Origin of the sequence: Nocardia sp. NPDC049220 (assembly GCF_040647855.1) — a bacterium.
Lineage (GTDB): Bacteria > Actinomycetota > Actinomycetes > Mycobacteriales > Mycobacteriaceae > Nocardia.
Window position 1 is genome coordinate 1 of record NZ_JBEZDA010000009.1, and the last position, 24,216, is coordinate 24,216.

A 24,216-nucleotide genomic window follows, 5' to 3' on the forward strand; every position below is an offset into this window, starting at 1 on the left:
GCCACCACACCACCCGGACCACCCTGAGCACCAGGCTGACCAGCAACACCAGACTGACCCGACTGACCAGGCACCGGCTGACCCGACCCACCCGGCTGCCCGGGAACCACACCCGGCTGCCCGGGAACCACACCCGGCTGCACCGAAACACCCGGCTGCACCGAAACACCCGGCTGCCCCGGAACGCCAGGCTGGCCCGACCCACCGGGCTGACCCGACCCAGCAGGCTGACCCGGGACACCAGACGGCCCAGCACCACCCGACTGATCACTGGGCTGGCCGGTCCCAGACGGACCCGGCTGGCCGGGTGCAGAAGAACCAGGGCGCGAACGCTCACTGCCCGGTCGACTCGACCACGGCGTCACCGGCCTGGGTTGTTGACGTTCCTCTGCTCCGGGCTCGTTCGCGTCGAACTCGACCGGCCAGATCTCCGCGCTTGTCATGGCTTACCTCTGATACCTGGCTCGATCAAAACGAGAACGGCGCTTGGGCGGTAGTAGGCGGGGGCTTCATCTGCCATGTCCTCCTGTGTTCGTCACCGCCGGCTGGGAAACGGTCTGACGACCACGGCAATTCGTGCACGTCAGTGTAAGTATTCAGTGGACCATCCTGACCGGATTGGGCGAGGACGCTACTTCCCGTAGCTGGGAATCCTCGACAATGAACAAGTCGAAAGGGAGTACCGCGCATGGCCGGTCGCAGCTCGCGCCGTTCCGTTCGACGATGAGCCGTTTGATCGAGAGGCGGACCTGGCCATGGTGATGCTCGAACCCTGCGAGCCCTTGACCGGATGGTGTCGGCCGCAACGGGGGAAATTGAAGACGGGACGACCGTCCGGTCGTCGTGGACAGGCGCTCGCCAAAGCATCAGGTAGGTGATCTCATGCCGTTCGGGATGTCGTGGGGTGAAATAGGCAAGTCGGTGGCTACCGGCGGGGCCGCCATCATCGGTGGTGCGGTCGGAACGTTGGTCGCGCCTGGGCTCGGGACGGCGATCGGCGCCGGGCTGGCTTCCGGGTTGGTGGGCGGGGGCATAACTTGGGCTCAAACCGGCAATTTCGACAAGGGATTCGAAGCCTTCTTGATAGACGGCGCCCTCGGTGGGGTGGGGGGAGGGTTCGCTGGCGCTGCGGCCCATGGCGCTCTTACCTTGGGTAGCACAGGGGCGAGACTCGCAGGCGCGAGAGCGGGCGCGCAGCTTTTGGGCGCGAGGACGCTCCCCGCGGGGGCAAGTAGGCTAGCCGTAATGCGGTCGCCTGGGCTCGGTTGGTATGGCGGTTCCGCCCTGGGCGCCGGGTATGCGGCCTCTCGGAATCCGTCGGGTCGCCCGCAGGAGGAAATCCCCGCTCTCCTTCCCGTACGCCCGGCGGGTGTGGCGTATCGAGGTGAAAGTGCGATAGGGCAGGTACCACCCGGATGAGCGACGAAATGCCGACCTTATATGTACCTAATAAATATTCTGATTTATGGCCGGACGAGCGGCTCACGCTTTCTGATACGGTTCAAGACTTGTTGGAAAAGGATATCGGCGAACACAAAAGTCTGCTCACCGTTCTGGAAGCTGACTGGGCGGCCTTCGGTAAAGGGTCCAAGGAGGATGTGCCGGTGAAGGGCACGGTGCCGCAGGTCAGCATGGCGCAGGTCAACTCATCCGCAATGTTCGAAAATTACGTGCAGGTCAGTGATAGCCTCAAGAAGGCTTTCGGCAGTCTTTATGCGGCTGATTTGAAGGTCAAGAAGAAGGTCGAAGACGCGAAGCTGAAGAGTGATGAAGCTCAGAAGTACGTCAGCGACCTGATCGATGCTCTCAATACTCAGGCAGCGACACCGCCTCAAGATCCGATGAGCGAAGACGAGCACGTCATGACCTACATCACGGCCGGCATGAACGCTTCCGTGAAAATTATGACGGACGCAAATACCGCTATGGAAAAGACAGCGAAGGATATCGACAAAGAGGCTGAAGATAAGTCGCTCAAGGAGCGCGTCGCGAATCTGGAGAAGGCGCAAAAAGATCCGCGACTGACTCCGGATAACATCGGCCAGCCTCCCGGAACGCCGCCGCCCGGGACAAACCCCCCGGTGGTGGACAACTCGACGCTACCGCCCGCTTGGGAGGACCTGACCAATCCGGAAACCACTCCCGACGATGTGCTGTCAACTGACGAGCTGGACAATTCCGGCCTGGGCGGCCCGTCATCCAACGGGATGGGCAATCTCGGGAACACACCGGACGTGACAGCGCCGCCGGTGACACCGCCGGTGCAGCCGGCGAGCGCGATGTCGCCGATGGGTTCCGGCATGGACATGATGAGTTCGATGCTGCCGATGATGATGCAGCAGGCGATGATGCGGAACATGGCCGACCAGGACCTGAACAACCGGCGCGCGGAGTTGGACCCGAGGCGCTTCGACGAGGAAGTCGCACCCGTGGTTCCACCGGCCCCCGCTCCTGCCGTGGCGCAGCCCGCCGTGGCGCAGCCCGCTGTCACGGCGCCCGCGTCACACAGCGGTCCGCCGTCCACCGGGACCGGTGGCCAACCTGTCGTGACTCCCGGTCGTACCCCGGGTGCGGATGGCAGTGTGGTGTACACGTTCCCCGATGGTCGCACCCAGAAGGTGTCCGTGATGGTCGCGCAGGCTCTGGATGGCGCATTCGGGAACGCCAGTGGCACCGACGCACAGAAGGCGTACGAGAAGACGCCTGCGAAGTGGTCGGACAAGAAGCAGATCGGTGACCGGGTCGACCCGTACCAGCTGATGACGGGCGATGTCGCGACATGGGACAAGCGCTCTGCGATTCTGGTGGTCTTCGGGTCGGACGAGGGCGGTACCCTCGAAGCTGTGGTCAACGGCGAACTGAAGCCTTTTGTTCCGGAGATGACCGACAGTGCAGGAGAATTCGGTCAGTTCGCCGGGTTCGCCCATCCGAAGGGCATCGAGTTGACGGCGCCGAAGGACGAGAGCGTCCCCTCGACAATGCCGGGCGCAGCCGATCAGTCCGTGACCACGGCAATGCCGGCTATCTCGATTCCCGCGGGCTGATCGCGTGGTAGTAGGGAAGCTGATCGCGCGGTAGTGGAGAAGAGGAGGTCGCGATGGCACTGAATGTCGATCCGCAAGAACTTGTTGCTGTCGCATCGAAGCTCGCCGAAATGGCGCGCGAAACGGGGGCGGCGCTACCCGGTGGGTGGGTTGTGCCCGCCGGGGCCGACCCGATCTCGGCCGCGGCGGTGCCGCACCTCAACGCACAGGCCGCGTCGCTGATGAACGGAACGATCGGGGTCCTCAACCAGGTACAACGCACGGCGTACAACATCGGCGCCGCGGCGGTCGACTACACCGATGCCGATGACCGTGGCAGCCGTATCGTCGGCGGCAGCGGTAGTCCCGACTTGGTGAGCAACCCGGTGGGGGAGGTTCAGGAGGTCGGTCAGCGACGTCCGCCGATGTTGTCGTTTCCCGCGGGCGGTGGCGCCGTCGACCCGCTGACCTTCGCCCAGCAATTGCACGCGGGTCCGGGTCCCGGCGCGGCGAAGGGATTCGCGGACGAGATCCGGAAATTCACCGGCGGTCCGCACGCCGCCGCCACCGGCGGAATTGGCCTCGCGGCGAACGCGATGCAGCACTGGGAACCGGTCGGCGCCGACGCGGCAACCGAACTCGGACAACACCGGGGGTGGCTCGACCAGCTCGGCGCGGGCCTGGGAATGCTGGCCGACGGAATAGATACCTACAGCAACGCATTCCGGACAGCGAAGGCGAAACATCCCACGCCGGCGGAGATCATCGCGGCCCGTAAGGAGCTCGTCGCCGCGATGCGCTCGAAGAACGAGCTCGGCATCCAGGCGGCGCTGGCGAAATTTCAGGAGCAGAACGCGCGCTCGGCGGAGACGATTACCGGATACAGCACCGAAGTCGGCTCGAAGGCCCCGACTGGGGACAGCGGTGGCGAGGCCGCCAGTGGCGGTGGCGGCGATTCCAGCGCGCTGAACTCGATGCTGCCCGCGCTGATGAGCGCGATGGCCTCGGCCGGAATGCCGATGAGCCAGCTCGGCCAGGACTCGGCCTCGAGCTATGACGATTACGGGTACGACGATTACGGTTACGACGACCTCGGCATCCCGAGCGGTTTTGGATCAGGCGGTCCCAGTGGGATGTCGATCAGCAGCCCCGGCGCCGGCATCCCGGACATCGACGCTCAGGGCGCCAACATCGGCCCCTTGCCATTGGTCGCCTCCGCGGGCAGCCTCGGTGCTGGAGCGTCGCAAATGCCGCGCACACCTGTGCTCGAACCGCTCGGGGCGGCGTCGGCCAACAATGCGGCAGCCGCGCGCGGCGGTTCGCCGATGATGCCCTATATGCCGATGTCGCCGGGCATGGGTAACGCGGGCGGCGGCGGTAACGACCGTAACCGTGTCGTAGCGTGGCATCCCGACCGCCTGATGTATGTCGACGACACACCGCACACGGAGTTGGTGATCGGGGAGAGGCCGACCATTGCCCCCACCGTGACACCGCCGACGCCCGCGCCGACGAACCAGACCCCGACCCAACCCGGAGGTAACGCATGAGTGCCATCCACCCGGACGTGCAGGCGGCCCTGGATGCCGCTCGCGACCTTCGGCATCGGATCGCCGAAATGCGCGAGAAGATCGACAATATCCGCGCGCGGCGGCCGTCGCCGAGCGGCGCGGTCATCCCTGAGGTCGATGCCATGGGCAGACTGACCGATCTGTATCTGACGCCGGGCACCGCGGCGCGACTCACCGGCCCCGAACTGGTCACCGAGATCATGGCCGCGATCCGGGAGAGTGCCGTCGACGCGGCGCGGCAGTACGAGAGCATCATGAACACGTCGGTTCCCTCGGCTGAGCCCGAACCGGCCTCGGGCGCGCCGGGGCGGGTCGGATGACCGAGCCTGCCCCGGAAGTCACCATCGCCGACACGGTGCGGTGGTTGCATGACGAGGGGCTCGTGCGCTTGGCCGGAGTCGCCGGCCGCACCGCGGAGACCCTCGTCGCCTACACGGTCGACGTGGCCACCGGAACCGTGTCCGCGCATCCCGCGACCGGCGCCGGGGTCGGCGCGGATGTTGTGTCGCTGGCCGCGGACGACCTGCCGTATCCGGTCGGTACCGCCAAGCGCCTGGTGGTCGTCGGTGTCACGAGCGCGGATTTGGTACTCGTCGTCGATTTGGCCGCGACCCTCGCCATTACGATCAACGCCGACCATCCCGAGCAGGCGGCCAGGTCCTGGGTGCTGCAGTTGCTGCTGAATCCGGAGATCACTGTCACCACCAACAGTTCCGATGTCGCGGTGGGCGCCAGCGCTCGTCTGCGCCAGAGTTTCATCCCCGGTGGGGGCGCCACCCTGGTCAACATCGATGACACGCGTCCGCCGGTGACCGCGGTGACCTTGAACGCGACCACCGATGGTCCGGATCATCTCGATGTCAACGCCGATGGCACCGGGGAGATGTACCTCGGCGCGCGGTTCTGGCAGTTGCGCCAGGTCATGCGCATCGAGGACGCCGCGTGGTCCGCGCTCGCGGCGCGGCTGGATTCCGCTGCCGAGGATGACTTCGACCAGCCGGGTTCCGGTTATGCGATCAGTTCCCAACCCGCTGAACGACTCTCGGAGAGCAGCCGATGACCGACATGCACCCGATCGACGTGGACGACTTCGATCCCGAGGACGACATCGAGGCTGCGCCGCTGGACTGGCGGAACCTGACCTACGAGGTGTTCAACCCTGACCACACCGTCGGTGTCGGTTGCAACCGGGACGGCGAGATCATCGGTCTGTACATCACCGACGACGCCCGTGACAACGGCGACAGCTGGCTGGCGGCCGAGATCCTCCGGCTCGGTCGGCTGGCCCACATGAAATCGCGGGTCGGGTTGCGCGCCGAGATGGAGCACAACGGGACCCGCTCCTACACGATCGATTCGTTCGACCTCCCCACCGAGGCTTCGTATCGCGCCATGGAGGACGCCGAGTTCGGCAGACGCGACTCCTGAATGCCGACCATCGAATTCTGAGACAGGACATCGACATGACGACCGAACCGCTGGACATGGACGATCCGCACGAGGTGGTCGTCGCGTCGAACAAATACTCGGTCGCGCTGGCCAAGGTCGGTGACCAGGTCGAACAGATCACGCGAGACTTCGTCGTGCCACGACGCCCGCAGGCGAAGGTGGAGCAACCACTCGCGGCATTCACGAAGTGGATGAAGACCGCGATCGAGAGCAAAGTCAAGACCAACGGCCGCGGTGCGGACGCGACTGCCCAGCACGCCCGTACCGTATCCACCGCGCTTTCGCATCAGGACCACGCCGGCGGCGCCCGGATACGTAAGACCGAATACCTCTGATTCGCCTATGGAACCGGAGCGCAACAGCCCGTATTGGGACGCCATCGTTCGCGACGACTGGCCGGTGATCTCGCCGGCGGACTGGAGCGCGCTCGAACGTCTCGCGCGCGACGGTGCCGCGGCACTCGATCTGAACGAAGTCGAGAACCGACGGCGTGAGTTCGATGACCGGGTGCGCTCCAGCGCGGGCCTGCAATCGGTCAAGGACGACATGCTGCGCCAACGAGCGAACCCGCAGGCGTTCGTCGATGCGCTGGAGGCGGCGGCGGACACCTTCCAGGACTTCTCCGATCTGATCTATCGCACCAGGCACCAGATCCTGGACATCGTCGATCGCGCCACCTCGAAGATCCAGGCGACGAAACGGGCTGCCGCCGCGGAGGAAGACGAAGCCGACGCCCAGGCCATCCGGAACCGGATTCCCGGCATCATCGCCGCGGCCAGGGAAGAGGTCGAGGACGTCGTTCGGGCCGCGCTCGCCTCGATCAGCCCGACCGGCCTGCCCAGCTTGGCCCGCGTCGCCGAGGTGCTCGGCCACCCTGGGCCCTGGACGTCAGGACATCGAGTGCCGGACGGCGATCAGCAGAACCGGCCTGCCACGGACCATTCCGGCTCGCCGCGGCATGGCGGTTCGCGTGGGCATCCCGGACCGGAGCATGGGCTCCCGCTACCGCTGTCGCCTGACCTCGCAAGCGACGAACCGCTGCTCGACCCGGTCGTCGCGCAAGTGCCGGATACCGAGCGCGGGGACACGTCGAATCCCTTTCCAGCCGACGAGACATCTGTTGTTCCTTCGTCGACGACGCCCGCGCCTACCGTGTTCGCGCCGGGCGGTACGACGATCCCAGCGGGCTACTCGCCCGACGCCGTCCACGACGCACCTTCACCTGGTTGGTCCGCCGCGGGCGGGCCATCGCGGGCACACGTAGCAGACAGTGAACTCGCCGGTCCGAGCCGACATGTCACAGCCGATGACACCGACCCGGACGTGTCGGACGATCCCGCGGAGTCCACGACCTTCGATCGATCCGTGGTCGAATCCGCGACGGACACACCTCGCGATACCCGGTACGAAACATCGGCGACGACGGGGGCAGGGGCAGAGGATCGTACGATTTCGGCGCAACTGCCGTTCATCCCCATGGGGCCGGTAGTACCGGCGGCGCCAGCGGCCCACTCCGGATCGATGGTTTCGGCTCCGGCCGCGCAGACTGGTTCGGGCCCAGCGGGTTCAGGACAGACAGGTCCGGCACAGACAAGTCCGGCACAGGCCGGTTCGGGGCAGGCCCAGGGGCAGCCCAGGCCGACGGCGCCGCCGATCGAAGCAAGAGGTCCTTCCGCGGTACCGAAAGTCACCGCGGGCCCGGCCGCGGCGACCTCGGGGTCCTCCACCGGCGCCGCCAAGGCGCCGCCGCAAAACCAGATCGGGCAACGGGCGGAAGGCGGATCAGGCGAAGCCGACGGCGGCGACGAGTCGATTCGCGACGTGGTCGGCGCGGCCATGACCGCGGCGGCCGTCCCGTCGTTCGTCCTCGGTGAGCGGGTGGACGGCGATCTTGTGCTGGCGCGAACGTTGCTGAGCGGGGTGTTGGCCGCGGGCGGTGCCTCGGTGGTCGGTCTCGAGTGGGCTGTGTCGGTGATGCGACATCAAAGTGGTGTCACCGCGTTCGTGACGTCGAACGAGGGGCGGGGCTGGCTCCCCGCGGGGTTGTATCTGCCCCGTGAGATGTCCACACCATGGGTGTGGGAGGTGTCCGACGGATTCGCCTGGGAGGGTGTGTCCGACCCGGCTCGGGTGCTCGCCGAGTTCGGGCTGGCCTGGGGACGCAAGTCCGGGGCGCGGCTGTCGGCGGTCGCGTCGTCGGAGCGGATCGACACGGATTTGCAGCGGCAGTTGGGGGAGGTGCCGATGGTGGGCGAGGTGGGTGTCTCGTCAGCGATGGACCTGAGTGCGCCGAAACCGGGATTGGAGGATCGCCTCGGCTTGACCGGAGCGCCCGCGTTGCTGCAACGTGCCGGGGCGACACCGGAGGCCGAGATCGGCGCACGGTGCTGGGATTTGGCCTCGGACGCGCATGTCCGAGTGCACAAGGCGGGTTTGGGCTCGCTGGAATCTCTGGGCGCACCTGGTCTGCGCGAGCGAATTCTCACCGCACTGCGACAGCGCCGCGACGTGCCGGCGCAGTGGTGGGAGGAACTGCGGGATGCTGATGACCTGCTCGCCGCGTCGATGTTGCCGCGACGAGCCGACGTGTCCCGAGTCGCCCTGGGTGAGCTGCGCTCGGACCAGCCTGAGGGCCGATCGGCATCGGACCTGAGCGCCTTGCGCGGGCTGGTCTTCGAACGGCGGTGTGACGAACTCGTCCTTCTGCTGGCGAACTCGCCGACGCGCCAGAGTCTGCGCGACACGATGTACGCACACGCGCAGATCGTGGGACACCCGACGTTCGTCGAACCCGTGGCCCCACGGCCTGTCGCGGAACAGGCTCGCCGCCCGACGATCACAGCCGGTCCAGGCCGCTGACTCGGGATGCGCTCGGGGCGAATGTGTTCGCTGGGTGGGTGTGGTCGGGAATCGACATCGTTCAACGTCCCGGCCAGGCGTGGACGCCGTCTTCCTGTGCCTACTGTGGTGTCGACCAGCTGACGCGCTCGAATCGGACTTTTTCGGACTTCGTCGAAAACTACTGTCGCGTCATTGAATACGCCATATGACGAAGGTTGGGAACTTCGAGAAAACTCCCCAGGTGTGAGAAGGATCAACAATAGGGATATTGGTGGTGGGAAAGGACCTGATCAAGCATGCCGGAGAGCATTGACATCGACCCTGCGGTGCTGCGTGAGCTAGAGAAACAACACCGCGACGTCGCAGACCGTACCCGGGAGTGGGCGAAGCCGCCATCGGATTGGCTCAAGGCCTTTCCAGCCACCTACGGCAAGATCGCAGCTCCCGTCCACAAGGCATTGGAGAACTACTACAATGCTCGGCAACGAGCGGGCGAGGCGCTGGCCGACGAGCACGACCGCACCGCCGACGCGTTGCGCGCGTCCGCGGACGCTTATGAGCAATCCGATGAAGATTTCGCTGCGCAGATCCGGCAGGCCGGTGGACTGGTCGACAACCCGTCCTCGATAACACCGCCGGTCGGGATGCCTAGCGGTTCGCCCGTTGCGGGCGGTCCGAGCGATGCGCCGTTCACGCCTTCCACGGGTGGACCGCCGCCTGGCACCGGTTCGAACTCAGGCGGCTCCGACGCCGGGCAGAACCCCCTCGGTACGACACCCGCCGGTCCGAATGGCGCGTCGCCGTCGACCGCCGCGGGCGGTACGCCTGGTTCGACAATGGCACCGGCGGATCAGCCGGGAACCTCGAGCACACCGAATGGCGCCGGCGCCCCGCAGACCGGGTCGAGTTCCGGTGTCACGGCTCCGACGTCGGCGGGCATGTCTCCCGCCGCGGCCGGCCCTGTCTACTCGTCCGGGGACGACCGGGGATCAGGACAGCCACCGACCGGCGCGGTCGGTCGATCGGATGCGCCACCCATGCCGATCCCGGTGTCGACGCCGTTCTCCGCCGCTGTCGCCAACGCGAAGGACAAGGAATCCGAACCGTCGTATGTCGTAGGCAATCAGGTCAACGATGACCTGGTGCTGGCGCGGACCCTGCTCGGCAGTGTGTTGGCCGCGGTCGACTCGCCCGTGGGCATGGCGTGGTCGGTGGCGGTGATGCGCGGTCCCGCGGGAACGGGCATATTCATCACCTCGAATGAAGGCCGTGGCTGGTTGCCGGCCGGGCTCTTCCTGCCGCGTGAGGTGTCCACCCCGTGGATCTGGGATGAGCTGCTGACGGACGAAGACGGCGGTGGATCGCCGTGGGAAGGCGTCTCGGATCCGGCCCGGGTACTCGCGGAGTTCGGCATGGCCTGGGGCGCGAAGGCCAACGCGCAACTGTCGGCGCTCGTCTCGTCCGGACCGATCGACCCCGGGCTGCGTTCGCGGTTCAACGACGCGGCTATGGAAGGACTCGTCGGTCCGGCCTACGACGTCGACCTGCGCGAGTTCACGCCCGACACGGCCGACCGGCTCGGGTTGACCGGGACCGTCTCCGCCTTGGAGCATGTCTCGGCGGTACCCGACGCGCAGATTCGGTCGCGGTGCGTGGAACTCGCGTCGGATGCGCATGCTCAGGTCGCTCGGTCCGGGCCGATCCTCGCCGAGGCCGCAGCGTCACGGCAGGTGCGCGAACGAATCCTGGCGGTGGTGCAGGCCGGCAAGCCCGTGTCACGCGAACTTTGGGACGAACTGTGCGACGCTGATGATTTGCTCGCGGCCGGGATGCTCGGACAGCGCGTCGACGTCGGCCGGGTGGAGATCGGACAGTTGCGGGTCGACGCGGGCGTTTCGCCGTTGCGCGCCATGGTCTTCGAACGCCGTTGCAACGAACTTGTGCTGCTGCTCGACAATGAATCGGACCGGCAGAGTTTGCGCGACGCGGTGTATGCACACGAGCAGATCATCGAACATCCGCAGTTCGTCGTGACCCCGGCGCCGGTCTCGACCGCGGCGCCCGAGCGCGTCATCCGTCCAGAGGTGCGCCCCGGCTCGGCCACGGCTCCAGAGGTCAGTGCACCGAATGTCACCGCGGGGCCGCCGCCTGGCGCGGTCGTCGCACCGCCGACGATTCCCCCCGCGATTCCGCCTGGCATTTCGTCGGAACGTTCGTGAGATCTGCTGCGGAAAAAGGAGTTCGATCTCGCGATGTGGTGACTTATCGGGCTCTGCGGTCGGCTGTGGCCGCAGGGTCCGGTGGTCATCTGTGGGCGGCGGCATCTGAAGGTCGTCGGAGTTATCCGCCCCTCGCGATATGTGCGTGCGCCACGTGACTACGGGCTGATTTCAGGGGAATACGCTGACCGGCGTCCGTCCCGATCGTCGGGTCGGACCTGGATCCAGGCATCGATGCGTCCGGGTTGTCGACAAGCAGGGCGTTGAGGCGCGTACGTGGACCTTTCGCGCGTCGACTCGAGATGCGGGTTTTCTGAAACTCGGACAACGACGGCATCGAGTCTGCTTCCGGGGACACAGACCTGGTTCTTTATCGCTGTCGACAAGATCGCGTATGAACCAGCGCCTCTTTCACGTCTGACGGTGGCGAGGAATTACTTGTGTCCATAGGGGCACCGCTTCGAACGATGGTCGAAATCGATGGCGAGTGGTTGCCGGATCGGTTGCGCAGGCGGCAGACATGGAACTGGACAATTGCGGCGCGCTTGCCGGTAGCTCGCAGCCACAGTAACACTGGCGCCGACTACATCGCTGGCTCGGCCACCGGTTTCCGCACGACGGATTCTGAGTTCGTCGCTATCCTGCGCTGTTCGACTTGTATGCGACATATCGCTGCGCGTTTGTCGGATGCGGGTGAATTGGTTCCGTTGCACAGCAGCATGTTTGGGGCAGTGCGCCCGCCGGCATCGATTATTGCTGAATCTCAGGGCTCGGTTCTGGAGCTGGTTCTTCGGTCCCCTCCCCGGAGGTAGCGGACGGGGGTTGTCCATTGGACTCCGTCCGCTTGCGCTGAGAAACGCCAATCCCTGGTATGGCAGCCGCTGTCGCGGGTGCGTTCGGGTCGCCAGGGGGTTGTGTGGCGCCGTTTTGCTGCTGCAACTCGGCGTTCTTCTGTTTGTCTTCTTCGGCTTTCTGCAGCATCTGCGGTATTTGCTGGATCAGCGGCATCGCCATCATGGGAAGCATCCCGAGCATCTGCATCATTTGTCCCAGACCCGCCCCGCCGTCTCCACCGCCGCTGGCCCCGCCGCCACCGGCGCCCGCGCCACCGCCGCCGTTACCGCCGCCGCCGCCGTTACCGCCGCCGCCGTTGCCGCCGCCGCCGTTACCGCCGCCCCCGTTTGCCATGTCCTCGTTGGCCTCTGCGAACGCGGCGATCTTGTCGTATACCCGTTGCACGGCGGTGGCGACCGCTTCCAGCAACGGCGCCTCCTGGGGAGGCTTGAGTTTGGCCGAGCCGGCCCGCTTCAACGTCGCCTTGAGCTTTTCGACGATATCCCTGATCTCTTTGAGGATATTGGCGCCATCCAGGGCCACCGTCTCGGACGTCTTGAGTACCTTGCTGTCGAACAGCAGAAGTTTCAACTGGGTAGCGTCGACCTTGTCGATCGTCTTCTGGTATTCCTTGCTCGCTTCGCCTTTGCCGAGAGTTTCGTACACCACCGGTTTCAGCAGTTCGCCGACATCCGGCGGCGGCACCGGCATCCCACGGCCGAGCAGATCGACGGCGGTTTGAATCGCGGTTTCACCCATCGCGATGAAGGACCGTAGCCCGGCCGAGGCACCCGGTGGGGGATCCAACTGCACCAGGTACAAGTGCTTGGCATTGGCGACATCCGCCAAGGGCATGGTCGTTTGTGGTGCCATACCGTCGCCACCGCCTCTCAGAAGTCTCCACCCATTGTCCCTACTTCCCGATACTGGGAAGTATTCGCGGGTTCGCGCCCCCACCCATGATTGGGAATACGTAGGAATAGTTCGGACGACACAATGGCTATCAGTATGTGAGAGGCGGTCGGTGATGAGTGATGGCGAGTCGGTCGAATGGCACCAGCGCTGACGGACGACCTGGGCGGAGTTCTCCAATCGCTACTGGGGCTGTATGGCGATGGGCAGCCCGACGCCGGCCAGGCGGCGACATTTGAATCCATGGCGGCCGATTTGCGCGGCCATAGCGGATCGATCGCAAAGCGGTACTCCGATGCGCAGGGGATGCAGGTTTCGGTGGCGGAAGCGCATACTGGCCGCGACAGCATCGTCCGTAAAGCTGTCGGAGAGTCCGGCGACGGAACCGTGAATGGCCGCGGCCGCTTGACCAATCAGATCGCGGATTTCCAGACACGTCTGCAGGCGATCGCCTCGGTGGGTGACACGCGTTTCAGTGGTCCCGCTCTCCTCGACGCCGCGCAAGCCACCATCACCAATGCCACCAAGCAGGTGGATGCCGATGTCGCCGCCGCACGGCAGCAGGCAGCGCAAATCATGCCGCCGGCCGTGCCGCAGACGCGCGCGGCCCGGCGCGGGGCCCCGCCGCGCCGGCGACGCACCCGCACCCGGACCAGGACGCGGTCGGCATCCCGGTTGCGCCGCCGTGGCATGGCGCCTTCGGACGGGACTTCGGGTGGCAATGCGGTCCGCGCCGCAAGCGCCTGGCTCGATACGCCGTATGTCTGGGGCGGCGGCGGCGCGGGCGGACCAACCGGCGGCGGTTTCGACTGCTCCGGCTTGACCCAGTACGCTGTCGCCCAGGCCAGCAATGGTGAGGTGGTGTTGCCCCGCACCACCTACGAGCAGATCTACAGCGGGGTCCGGGTGCACCCCGGGGACGTGCGGCCGGGCGACCTCGTGTTCCCCGCCGGATCATTCAGCGCCAGAGGACCCGAGCATGTTCAGCTCGCCGCGGGGAACGGAATGGTAATCGAGGCGCCTTACACGGGTTCGACCGTAAAATGGTCCCGGATGCCCAGCGAAGCAGTAGTCGTGCGGGTGCTGTGAATCGTTGACCGTGGAGGAGATCGACGCGTGGCCATAGAGCTCCCCAGCGAGGTCGCGTTCTTCCTCAACATGATTGGTGTTCCGTATCCGGATATCAACGAGGACGACGTGCGCACCCTCGCCCAGCATGTGCGCACTTTCGCTTCGCAGGTGGAGAATACGCACAACTCGGCGACCGGCGTGATCAACGACATGGGTTCGGTCTACTCGGGCTACTCCTACGAGCAGCTGGTCGCGAGCTGGGCACGCATGAGTTCTACGCACATGAACCAGCTCGCCGACGCCTGCAAGATCGTGGAACAGGCGTTGTACGCGGCGGCCACCGTGATCACCGTCGTGAAGGTGGCCGTACTGGCCGAACTGGCCGCGCTGGCGGCGTCTTACGCGGCGATCATGGTGACGCCGCCGCTGGCGCCGTCCGGGCCGATCGTGGCCGCCGCGGCGCGCCGACTCTGCGAGCAGATGCAGCAGGCGTTGATCGGCTATATCGTCGCCGAGGTCCTCGGCAGAGCGATCGAGCCGCTCGAGAACGCCATCGACGACATGATCAAGGGCATCGTGTACGACGCCACCCGTCATGCTCTCGGCGTTCCCGCGGCGTCGGACCATCCGACGCCGTTGCGCATCGAGCCCGACGAAGTACAGCGCTACGCCAAGGTGCTGGATGAGCATGCCGACGACATCATGCAATATGCCGCGACTTTCGCGGAGAACGTGTCGACCCTCGACTTCACCACGCCGACGAGATTCGACGACTCGTCGGATCTCGTAGCGCCTGATCGGTCGTCGCCGCCGGCAATCCTTCCCCCTTACAGTCCAGACGGTACGGCGCCCTCCTGGCCGCGCCAACTGGCCGACTCGATGCCCGGCGCTACCGCGCCACCGGAGCTTCGCAGCCTCCTTCCCGCGGAAACCGACAGTGCGCGTGCACCGCTCGCCGGGCAAGAGGGTTCAGGCAGGTCCGGCGTCGGTGACCAGCCCGGCGGCGGTGCCGAGGCTGGTAACAGGGTGGGGCAACCGGCCGACAACAGCGGCGATCGGACTTCGGCACCCGCCGGGAACGCGGATCGCACCGACCCCGGGCTCGGTTCCGCGATGCCGCCGTCCGAATCCGGCCCGGCGCAGGCTGTCCCGCACGCAGAGCGGTCGGGAGGGCTTCCCGTCGCGGCGAGTCCGGAATCCACGGGCCAGCAGAACGCCCCGCACGCCGGTATCGGCGCGTCCCACGATGCGGTGTCCGGCGAACCAGTGCATTCGGCGATCGGTTCCGAGGCTCGCCGAATAGGCTGGGAGTCAGCTTCGGGTGCGGCCGCCACCCCTGCACCCGCCGTCGATGACCCAGCCGCCCCGCCGGCGGGTGGCGGTGCGCCACCGTCCCGGCCGGGTGACGCCAAAGCGGCGTCGGCCACACCGTGGGGACGTGGCCGGGGTCGGACCCCGAAGGCGTCGCCGTCCAAGCCCGCGCGCGCGAAAGGCGCCCGACCCGCAGCCGTTCGCGCGCCGGTGGTCACGCCGTGGACCAAAACCGACCGGACCCGAGAAGTTCCCGCCGCGGTCGACGCGCCACCGGCCACCAGGCCATCCCTGCGCCGGCTTCGACCTAAGTCGACCGAACCCGGACACGACGACAAGGTCGCACCCGCGGGTGCCACTGCCGACGGAGCCACGCCGCACCCGAAGGTCGCACCCGCGGGTGCGACCGCCGACGGAGCCACGCCGCCCCGCGTGACGGCACCGGCTGTCGAGGCGCCTCGAGCCGCCGACTCGCCGCGCGGGCGAACTTGATCGCTACGCGCCACATGGAATCGGTCGCCGCGCGCCGACCACGGCGCGGCGATGCCGGAGCTTTCGTCGGGGAGCCGGAATCGCGGTTCATCCATTGTTGTCGCGGTTTTCGGTCGTGGGCGGAATGATCCTGGACGAACCGCGCGCCCGCGCGGCTATCGGTGCGGGCGCTGGGTGTCCACGGCGCGGATCGAACGCCTCTCCAGGCGATACGAGGCACCTTCGCTGCTGTCGAGTGCTCCGGGCAGCCGAACCACCGAGTCGCCAGGAATCGGATTCGTCCGAGGAGTGCCGGAAACGAGCAGGGAAGTGCGAAATCTGCTGGCGCCGTGGTAGCGGCGCACATTCCCCATGATGGGAACGGGCAGACAAAAATAGGTGGGGGAAGTGGTAGAGGTAAGGACGTACTGCCGTCTGCGCGGGTTCGACCCAGCTTCGTAGGCTGTACCTCGCAACGGCCGGTAGCCTGCCGGTGCTACCGGCCGTTGCTTTTGGTTCAGATCGTCAGGATGAGGGACTGGCGATCCGTGTTCAGACAGTACCCTCTTCTGTCGGAACGTTCAATAGTGTGCACCTAATTAGCGGCAAGTATTTTCGAATGGTCTGCGACCTGCGGCGCGGCGACTGGAGTCCGGATCGCGGCTCGCCAGCCGCCGCCGAGAGGGCCGTGTGCAGGCGGATGGTTGCCGACCCCGAGTGATCGTACCGTTAGGTGACGGCCCGTTCAAAGCTGAACTATCTGAAACCCCTCGTTGTGGAGTGGAATATGTCGTCGGGCTCGCTGCTGTGTCGGAGTCTGCACTTCACGGTTGTTCTCAACTATGGGAAGAAATTGAGTCCGGCGTGTGACCGCTGGAATCTATCGTTTGATCAGGCTAGATCGGCGGAAGGGAAGTCCGAGTGTCAGCGGCCGAGGACGCGTTCTACACGGGTGTTCAGAATCTTGGGTTGGTTGCGGGTGGTGTGCGCAACGAGCAGCACGCGGCAGCCGCGTTTCGGGCGGCGACCGACCTCGACCCGGACATGTGCGATGCCTGGTTGGGTCGTGCCATGGCGGGGGAGGTCACCTCGGAGGTGATCTACGGCGCGTACCGGTCGGTGCACAATCTCTACCGCGACCAACAGCGTGCCGGCCTGGTCGACCGCGCACTGTGGTGCCAGGTCGAAATCGGGATGTACGGTCTGCGCGTCGCGATGGCGGACCGCGATCAGATCTCGATCGCGCAGGCCTGCTCGTACGCCGATGGTGGTGAATGGCAGGAAGCCGCGGCCATTCTCGACGAGGTGCCGAGCGACGACGTCGCTGATTTCGTCCGCATGTCGCTCTATTTCCGCACGAAACAGTGGCCGGACGTGATCGCCGCCCGCGCCGGGCGGCCGGTGCTCGAAGACGGTCTGCTCGACATCGCGGCCGAACTGATGACCGCCCAGTCGTTGGCCCACGTCGGCCGATTCGGCGAAGCGTTGCCGCGTGCCCAGCGGATCGTCGAGGACAGCTCCTCGGGAAGCCTCTCCTACATCTGGGCCGACGCGCACTTCCTGCTCGGCATGCTGTTGCGGCACAACGGAGACCACGACGCCGCCGACAAGATCTTGAAGGGCCTGCAGGGTTCCGGGCTGTGGCCCGAACGCGAGGAATGGCAGCGCGCGGTGCGAGACAAGTCGTACCGCTTCGAGGTGGCCACCGCCGAACTCATCGCGTCCCGGACGAATAAGTGGGACCCGAAAACGGGCGACGACCCGGCCGAGGCGGCTGCCACCGCCGCGCGCGCGGAACGGGAGAGCCTCCTGTCGGAGGCATCGGATCTGTTGCAGGCTCAGATCGGCATGGACTCGGTCAAGGAGCAGGTCGACCGGCTCAAATCCGGCGTGCTGATGGATCAGGTGCGTGCCAAACGTGGACTGGCCGTGGATTCGCGGTCGCAACACCTGATCTTCTCCGGCCCGCCCGGCACCGGCAAGACGACCATCGCTCGCGTGATCGCCAAGATCTTCGCCGGGCTCGGCGTCGTCGAGAACGCCGAGGTGATCGAGGTGTCCCGCAACGACATGGTCGGCACCCATCTGGGGCACACCGCGCCGAAGACCAATGCGCTGATCGACTCGGCCCTGGGTGGCGTGCTGTTCATCGACGAGGCATACACCCTGATCCAGGAAGGTCTGTCCGGTGGTGACGCTTTCGGTAAGGAAGCGGTCGACACCCTGCTGGCCAGGATGGAGAACGACCGGGACAAGCTCGTGGTGGTCATCGCTGGATACGAGGATCAGATCGACCGGTTCCTCGCGTCCAACGACGGCCTCGCGTCGCGATTCACCAAGCGGATCAGATTCGCCAGCTATGACGCGAACGAACTGGTGCAGATCGCCGATCACATCGCGGGCAAGAAGGATTCGATCCTCTCCGAGCAGGGGCGCGAGGTGCTGCGCCTGCGCTGCGAAGAGCTGGCGGGACAGACCAAGAACGGTCGGCGGCTGATCGACCTCGCGGGCAACGGCCGCTTCGTCCGCAATGTGGTCGAGGCAGCCGAAGCTGAACGTGACTATCGCTTCACCAGGGAGAACGTGGACATCGCCGCGATGACCGACGAAGAACTGATGACCATCGACGCCTTCGATGTCACGGCGGCGCTGGAAGGATTGGCGCCGTCCAACCGGGGGTGACACCCTCGCCTGGGTCGTTCTATTGTGCGGCGCGTGGGACTTCACCTGGTCGGACTTCGCCGGCGCTCGTGCCGTATTCACGTCTTCGCGCCGCGGGGAGTGATCGGGCTGCTTGGCTGATGGTCACGGGGTCGCTACTGTTCAACCGTCCAATACTTCCGGTCAGGCAATTCCCAAGACTGGGGAGAGGTTCCGTATTCGCCCTGTAACCGGCGGATATGGTGTGATTGCAGGTCGGCGGAAGGAACGAAAACCGGTGGCGCGCTTCCGGGTTGTGACCAAACACCAGATATCTGGTTGGCGTTTTCTGCTGCGTCGGATCGAACACGCCCTGGTTCGTCGGGATGCCTCGATGATCGACGACCCGCAACGGGGCCGCTCCACCGCGTTGTCGATCGGCATCGCACTGGCCTGTGTGATCATCGCGGGCGCTGCGGTGCTGGCGTTCTTCAAACCCGCCAAGAAGGTCGCGGACTCGAAGATCGTGGCCGAGAAGGACTCCGGCGCGCTGTTCGTGCGACTCAACAACCGGCTGTTCCCAGCACTGAATCTGACCTCGGCACGCCTCATCGTCGGCTCGCCGGACAATCCGGTTCAGGTCTCCCGCGACGAGTTGTCGAAATATCCGCGTGGGCCGTGGGTCGGAATTCCGGGGGCACCCGGCAGCATCGTCGACACCGGCGATACGGATTCGTCGTGGACCGTGTGCGACACCGCGAGAACCGGCGCCGCCGCGCCGGTCAATCCGGCGACCGGTCTGCCGACCGTGAGCCGCTCCGCGGTGCGGACGACGGCCATCGGTGGTCCGCTCACCCTCGACGGTGATGCGAATCGTCAGTTGGGCGACGGCGAGGCCCGCCTGCTGCGCGACGACACCACCACCTGGCTGGTGTACGGCGACAGCGAGAAACGTATCGTGCGCGCAGCGATCGACCTGTCGAATACGGCCGTCGCGATGGCGCTCGGCATCGATTCGACCGCTCCAGTGATAGCCGCGTCCAAAGGGCTGGTCAACGCCATTCCGGAGGCGCCGCCGTTGCGGGTGCCGGAGGTGCCTGGCGCAGGCGACATGATGACGTTGAGCTCCGGATTCACGTCGCCGGTCGGGTCGGTGCTGACGGTGTCGACGCCGGATCAGACCGCCTCCTATTACCTGGTCTCGCAGACCGGTTTGATTCGGGTGACCGCCGTGTTGGCGGCGATGATTCGAAACGCGGACTCGCATGGCGCGGTGTCGACCCGGACGGTCGGGCCGGACGTGATCGCGGCCAATCTACGTCCCGGCTCGTGGCCGGGTACGGCGACATATCCCACCCGCCCCATCCGGCTCGTCGACCCGGAACGCTCCGGCGTGACCTGCTATCACTGGTCGCGCTCCGGGGCCGACCCGAATGCGGCCACCGAACTCTTGGTCGGCAGGCAACTGCCGCTGACCAAAGAAGAGCAGGGCCAAGCGGTAGACCTCGTGTCCGCGCCCACCTCTCGCGGCACTACCGCAGATGGGGCTTACCTTCCTCGCGACACCGGCAGTTTCGTGCAGGTGACGGGTATCGAGCCGGGGTCGCCGCTGCGCGAATCGCTGTACTGGGTCTCCGACAGCGGCGTACGTTACGGCATCGTCGTCGACCCGAAACACGACGGAGGCGACCCGACGCTGACCGCACTCGGGATGCGTGCGCCGGTGCCCGCGCCATGGAGCATCGTCTCGTTGTTCGCAGTCGGCCCCGCCTTGTCCCAGAAGGACGCTCGCATTCAGCATGACGGGATTCCGACCAACAAGATCGTCGCCGGACTCGGTGGGACTTCGTGACCAGTACTCGTAGATTTGTCCGACCCGCCCGCATGGTGCGCGGCCCCAAAGCGCCTGCCGTGACCGAGCTGCGACTGCAGCCACCGACCGAGTTGCCGCGGCCGGTTCCGCCGTCGCGGTTGAAGATGATCATGCCGGTGATCATGGTGTCGGCCATGGCCGGGATGATGGTCATGATGTTCCGCGGCGGCGGTGCGCCGTCGCCGATGATGTTGATGTTCCCGATCATGATGCTGGTCTCGATGGGCGGCATGATGGGCGGCGCGCTCGGCGGCAACAGTGGCGGAGCGGCAAGCCTCAACGAAGAACGCAAAGACTATCTCCGCAGTATCACCGACAATCGCAAAACAGTGCACGGGGCGGAAGCGGAGCTGTACTCCTTCCTGCGCTACACCCATCCGGGCGCGGACGAAATCGCCCGGCTGATCGGCGGCAAGCGAATGTGGGAGGTGCAGGTCGCCAGTCCGCAGTTCCTCCGCGTACGGGTGGGCCTCGGCCGCATCGCGAACCAGGTGCGCGTGATCGTGCCCGAGGCGGCGCCCACCTCGGATCTGGATCCGGTCGGCGTCGTCGAACTGACCCGGTTCGCGAAGGCGTATTCCACGGTCGGCGGCATGCCTGTCGCGATCAACCTCCTGTCCGCGCCACAGGTCGGGATCGACGGCCACGCGCAGCAGGTGGCCGGACTCATCCGCGCGATGGTCGCCGAGGTCGTGGTGCTGCACGGGCCGGACCAGGTAGCGGTTGCCGCGGTGTTGTCGAACCCGGACGGGCCGGAATGGTCCTGGCTCAAGTGGCTGCCGCACACCCAGCATCCCAGCGATACCGACGCCATCGGATCGAGCCGGATGGTCTACCGCACCGTCGCCGAGTTGCGCACGAAGGTGCTCGCCGGACTCAATCGCGGGCCGTTCTCCGCGAATTCGCAGCCCACCCTGGATCGCAAACACTATCTGCTGATCGTCGACGTCGGCGGCCCGGCGAGTGACCGCGACATCTCGGGTATCGACGGCTGTACGTGGCTGCGACTGGGCGCTTCGGAACAGAATCTGCCGCGTGCCCTGAAGTTCACGGTGACCGAAGATCGATCGCTGAACGAGGTGAGCGCGCGCGGGTTGCGCCGCGTCGGCGTCGCCGACACGCTGTCGGTCGCCGCGGTGACGGCGATGGCGCGCAACATTTCGCCCTACCGGTTGTCCACGGTGGTGGAGGCGGTGGCCGCCGAGCAAGCAAGCGGGGGCACCTCCTGGGAGGAAATGGTCGGTATCGCCGATCCAGGGGCCATCCTGGTCGAGCGGACCTGGATCGCGCGCCGCGACGAGGACCGGGCACGGCTGAACATTCCTTTTGGCTATGACCCGGCCGGCGGCGTCACCTACCTCGATATCAAGGAATCGGCCGAAGAGGGCATGGGCCCGCACGGAATGTGCATCGGCGCTACCGGATCGGGTAAGTCGGAATTCCTGCGGACCCTGGTGCTTTCAGCGGTCGGGACGCATTCCCCCGATGCACTGAACCTGCTGCTCGTCGACTTCAAGGGTGGCGCTACCTTCCTCGGCTTCGACCGGCTGTCCCACGTGACGGCCGTGGTGACGAACATGGAGGAAGAAGCCGATCTGGTCACCCGTATGGAAGACGTGATCACCGGCGAAATGTCGCGGCGGCAGCGGATTCTGCGTGACGCGGGCAATTTCGCCAGTGTCGCCGACTACGAGCGGGCTCGGGAACAGGGCGCGAACCTGCGACCTTTGCCCACCCTGCTGATCATTCTCGACGAGTTCGCCGAACTGCTCGAGCAGCACCCGAACTTCTCGAAACTATTCGTAGCCATCGGCCGACTCGGTCGATCACTTCGCATCCACCTGCTTCTGGCGTCGCAGAAGGTGCCGGCCAACCGGATGGGCGAGTTGGAAGCACACCTGTCCTATCGCATTGCGTTGCGCACCAACCAGACCAGTGACTCGCGTGATGCGATCGGCACCGCCGATGCCTACCACCTGCCGAAGAAACCGGGCGCGGGCTACCTGCGGGTCGGCGCGGGCGATCTGCAACGGTTCCAGGCCGCCTACGTGGGTGAGCGGTACACCGCGCCCGCGCAGGTGTCAGCGGCTTCCGCGCAACGTGCGCGACGGCCTGGTGGCGGATATCGGCCGCCGCAGCGGTTCACCACAGTCCATATCGCCGACGCCCGGCCCACCGTGGTCGAAACGGTGCGGGTCGAGGACACGCCAGAGGTAGCCGATGGCGAAACGATCACCGTGATGGAGGCAGTGCTGCAGCAACTGGCCGGTCATGGCCAGCCGGCTCATCGGATGTGGTTGCCTCCTCTGATCGCACCTCCGACACTGGAGCGGATGGTTCCCGCCGTGCCGCAAGGGTCGTTGCAGATACCGTTGGCACTGGTCGACAAGCCCCGTCAACAGCGCCAGGACGTATGGTCGGTCGATATGTCCGGCGCCGGCGGGCACATGGCCATCGTCGGTGGTACGCAGTCCGGCAAATCCACTGCGGTGCAAACCCTCATCCTGTCGGCGGCGACCACCCACACCCCGGAGCAGGTCCAGTTCTACTGCCTGGACTTCTCGGGCGGCGGATTGTCGGCGTTGGCGAACTTGCCGCATGTCGGATCGGTGGCCGCCGCCCGCGATGGTGACCGTATTCGGCGCACCATCGCCCTGATCACGAACCTGCTCGAGAGCCGGCAAACGATGTTCGCCGAGTTCGGTATCGATACCACACGGAAATTCCGCGCACTGCGCAACGCTCCAGGGGCGAAGCCGCCGTGGATAGACCGCGATCCCTACGGGGATGTATTCCTGGTCATCGACGGTTGGGACATCGGATTCGGCACGAACAGCCCGTATTACGACGAGTACACCTCGGTCATGGAATCGATTGCCCTGCAGGGGCTGAACTTCGGTATCCACTTGGTGCTCACCAGTTCACGCTGGATCGCAATCCGACCCGCGATCAAGGACTTGGTGCAAACCCGCGTCGAGATGCGGCTGGGTGACCTGGCCGACACGAGCTTCAACACGCATCGCGCCGTGGTGGCCGCTATCCCCGCCAATCGTCCCGGACGTTGTATCTCGACCGATGGTCTGCACATGCTGACGGCGTTGCCTCGCATCGATGGTGTGGGCGACGCGGATTCCGCAGCGGACGGTCTGGCTGCCGCGGTCGGCGAAATCCGCCAACGCTATCCCGGTCGGCAAGCGCCGCAGGTCAAATTGCTGCCACCGCAGATCGGCCTCGACGCCGTCCGGGCGGGCATTCCCGCACCGCAGACGCTGGCACAGCGGCTCGTTGTCCCATTCGGTGTGCGAGAGTCCGATCTCGGCCCCGCGGCGATCGATTTCGCGGTGTCGACACATTTCATGGTGCTCGGCTCGTCGGGGTCGGGGAAGTCCACCACGTTGGCCGCACTGCTGGAATCCATTCGGCTCCAGTACGACGCCTCACAAGCGCGCGTCCTGCTGATCGATTACCGCCGTAGGCATCTGGAGACCGTCCCGGGAGACATGCTCATCGGGCACGTGACGAACGAGCGGGACATGCGCGACGCGCTGCCGGCATTGGTCGAGAAGATGCGCTCGAGGCGCCCACCGGACAACGTGACCACCCGTCAGCTCGCGGAGCGGTCCTGGTGGAGCGGCCCCGAGGTTTTCGTCGTGATCGACGACTACCACATGGTGGCGCAGCGCGGCGCGATGAACCCGCTGGAACCGTTGAAGGAAATCCTGGTAGACGGCCGTGATACCGGCTTGCACGTGATCGCGGCGCGCAACATCGCGCAGGCCGATACCGCCCTCTACGACAACGTGATCGGCCAGATGAAGAACCTGAACTCCTCGGGTCTGGTCATGGATGGTTCGAAGCTCGACGGCGTGCTGATCGGTGACGTGCGAGCGACGAAACAGCCTGCGGGACGAGGGATTTTCGTGGAGCCGATGAACTCCCGCAGAGATCTCGTGCAGGTGGCTTGGGTGCCGCAGCAGCTCTGACTTCTGTGATGACTCCCA

Annotated in this window: 15 protein-coding genes; 13 read left to right on the forward strand and 2 right to left on the reverse strand. The window is 65.9% G+C overall.

The features are described 5' to 3' along the window. The coding region (locus AB0C34_RS19865) for a hypothetical protein (RefSeq protein ID WP_357074734.1) at positions 1–337 on the reverse strand (337 nt) is incomplete at its 3' end. Positions 338–1,415: 1,078 nt separating this feature from the next. On the opposite strand from AB0C34_RS19865, the gene AB0C34_RS19870 reads away from it, so the two are divergent. The 8 genes from AB0C34_RS19870 (at position 1,416) to AB0C34_RS19905 (ending at position 11,103) form a co-directional block, all read left to right on the forward strand. Further along, complete coding sequence (locus AB0C34_RS19870; RefSeq protein WP_357074737.1) at positions 1,416–3,044, forward strand: hypothetical protein; 1,629 nt, start codon at positions 1,416–1,418, stop codon at positions 3,042–3,044. A gap of 53 nt (positions 3,045–3,097) precedes the next feature. Further along, the gene (locus AB0C34_RS19875) at positions 3,098–4,573 is read left to right on the forward strand and encodes a PPE domain-containing protein (RefSeq protein ID WP_357074739.1); all 1,476 of its coding nucleotides are present in this window, start codon (positions 3,098–3,100) and stop codon (positions 4,571–4,573) included. Continuing rightward, on the forward strand, positions 4,570–4,914 hold the full coding sequence (locus AB0C34_RS19880) for a hypothetical protein (protein WP_357074742.1): 345 nt from the start codon (positions 4,570–4,572) through the stop codon (positions 4,912–4,914). The genes AB0C34_RS19875 and AB0C34_RS19880 overlap by 4 nt, the downstream gene beginning before the upstream one ends. Beyond that, positions 4,911–5,654, forward strand: a complete 744-nt coding sequence (locus tag AB0C34_RS19885; RefSeq protein WP_357074745.1) for a hypothetical protein — start codon at positions 4,911–4,913, stop codon at positions 5,652–5,654. The genes AB0C34_RS19880 and AB0C34_RS19885 overlap by 4 nt, the downstream gene beginning before the upstream one ends. Continuing rightward, the gene (locus tag AB0C34_RS19890; protein ID WP_357074748.1) at positions 5,651–6,022 is read left to right on the forward strand and encodes a hypothetical protein; all 372 of its coding nucleotides are present in this window, start codon (positions 5,651–5,653) and stop codon (positions 6,020–6,022) included. The genes AB0C34_RS19885 and AB0C34_RS19890 overlap by 4 nt, the downstream gene beginning before the upstream one ends. Positions 6,023–6,057: 35 nt before the next feature. Beyond that, positions 6,058–6,378 (forward strand): hypothetical protein, encoded by a 321-nt coding sequence (locus tag AB0C34_RS19895; RefSeq protein ID WP_357074751.1) that lies wholly within the window; start codon positions 6,058–6,060, stop codon positions 6,376–6,378. A gap of 7 nt (positions 6,379–6,385) precedes the next feature. Next, positions 6,386–8,902 (forward strand): hypothetical protein, encoded by a 2,517-nt coding sequence (locus AB0C34_RS19900; RefSeq protein ID WP_357074754.1) that lies wholly within the window; start codon positions 6,386–6,388, stop codon positions 8,900–8,902. A gap of 278 nt (positions 8,903–9,180) precedes the next feature. Then, a complete protein-coding gene (locus AB0C34_RS19905) occupies positions 9,181–11,103 on the forward strand; it encodes a type VII secretion target (protein ID WP_357074757.1) in 1,923 nt (640 codons plus the stop codon). A gap of 750 nt (positions 11,104–11,853) precedes the next feature. Here AB0C34_RS19905 and AB0C34_RS19910 read toward each other — a convergent pair. Beyond that, positions 11,854–12,810: a hypothetical protein gene (locus AB0C34_RS19910; RefSeq protein ID WP_357074760.1), complete on the reverse strand. Its 957-nt coding sequence runs from the start codon at positions 12,808–12,810 to the stop codon at positions 11,854–11,856. A gap of 177 nt (positions 12,811–12,987) precedes the next feature. Between AB0C34_RS19910 and AB0C34_RS19915 the strand changes: the two genes are divergently transcribed. The 5 genes from AB0C34_RS19915 (at position 12,988) to eccCa (ending at position 24,198) form a co-directional block, all read left to right on the forward strand. Further along, the gene (locus tag AB0C34_RS19915; protein ID WP_357074763.1) at positions 12,988–13,938 is read left to right on the forward strand and encodes an NlpC/P60 family protein; all 951 of its coding nucleotides are present in this window, start codon (positions 12,988–12,990) and stop codon (positions 13,936–13,938) included. A gap of 27 nt (positions 13,939–13,965) precedes the next feature. Next, the gene (locus AB0C34_RS19920; protein ID WP_357074766.1) at positions 13,966–15,723 is read left to right on the forward strand and encodes a hypothetical protein; all 1,758 of its coding nucleotides are present in this window, start codon (positions 13,966–13,968) and stop codon (positions 15,721–15,723) included. A 900-nt stretch (positions 15,724–16,623) separates the two neighbouring features. Further along, a complete protein-coding gene (eccA, locus tag AB0C34_RS19925) occupies positions 16,624–18,384 on the forward strand; it encodes a type VII secretion AAA-ATPase EccA (protein ID WP_357074769.1) in 1,761 nt (586 codons plus the stop codon). A 256-nt stretch (positions 18,385–18,640) separates the two neighbouring features. Beyond that, complete coding sequence (gene eccB / locus AB0C34_RS19930; RefSeq protein WP_357074772.1) at positions 18,641–20,194, forward strand: type VII secretion protein EccB; 1,554 nt, start codon at positions 18,641–18,643, stop codon at positions 20,192–20,194. 59 nt (positions 20,195–20,253) lie between these two features. After that, on the forward strand, positions 20,254–24,198 hold the full coding sequence (gene eccCa / locus AB0C34_RS19935) for a type VII secretion protein EccCa (RefSeq protein WP_357074775.1): 3,945 nt from the start codon (positions 20,254–20,256) through the stop codon (positions 24,196–24,198). The last annotated feature ends 18 nt before the right edge of the window (positions 24,199–24,216 follow it).

Coding starts and splice junctions, on each gene's coding strand:
- AB0C34_RS19870 (WP_357074737.1), top strand. CDS start 1,416: ATGAGCGACGAAATGCCGACCTTATATGTACCTAATAAATATTCTGAT.
- AB0C34_RS19875 (WP_357074739.1), top strand. CDS start 3,098: ATGGCACTGAATGTCGATCCGCAAGAACTTGTTGCTGTCGCATCGAAG.
- AB0C34_RS19880 (WP_357074742.1), top strand. CDS start 4,570: ATGAGTGCCATCCACCCGGACGTGCAGGCGGCCCTGGATGCCGCTCGC.
- AB0C34_RS19885 (WP_357074745.1), top strand. CDS start 4,911: ATGACCGAGCCTGCCCCGGAAGTCACCATCGCCGACACGGTGCGGTGG.
- AB0C34_RS19890 (WP_357074748.1), top strand. CDS start 5,651: ATGACCGACATGCACCCGATCGACGTGGACGACTTCGATCCCGAGGAC.
- AB0C34_RS19895 (WP_357074751.1), top strand. CDS start 6,058: ATGACGACCGAACCGCTGGACATGGACGATCCGCACGAGGTGGTCGTC.
- AB0C34_RS19900 (WP_357074754.1), top strand. CDS start 6,386: ATGGAACCGGAGCGCAACAGCCCGTATTGGGACGCCATCGTTCGCGAC.
- AB0C34_RS19905 (WP_357074757.1), top strand. CDS start 9,181: ATGCCGGAGAGCATTGACATCGACCCTGCGGTGCTGCGTGAGCTAGAG.
- AB0C34_RS19910 (WP_357074760.1), bottom strand. CDS start 12,810: ATGGCACCACAAACGACCATGCCCTTGGCGGATGTCGCCAATGCCAAG.
- AB0C34_RS19915 (WP_357074763.1), top strand. CDS start 12,988: ATGGCACCAGCGCTGACGGACGACCTGGGCGGAGTTCTCCAATCGCTA.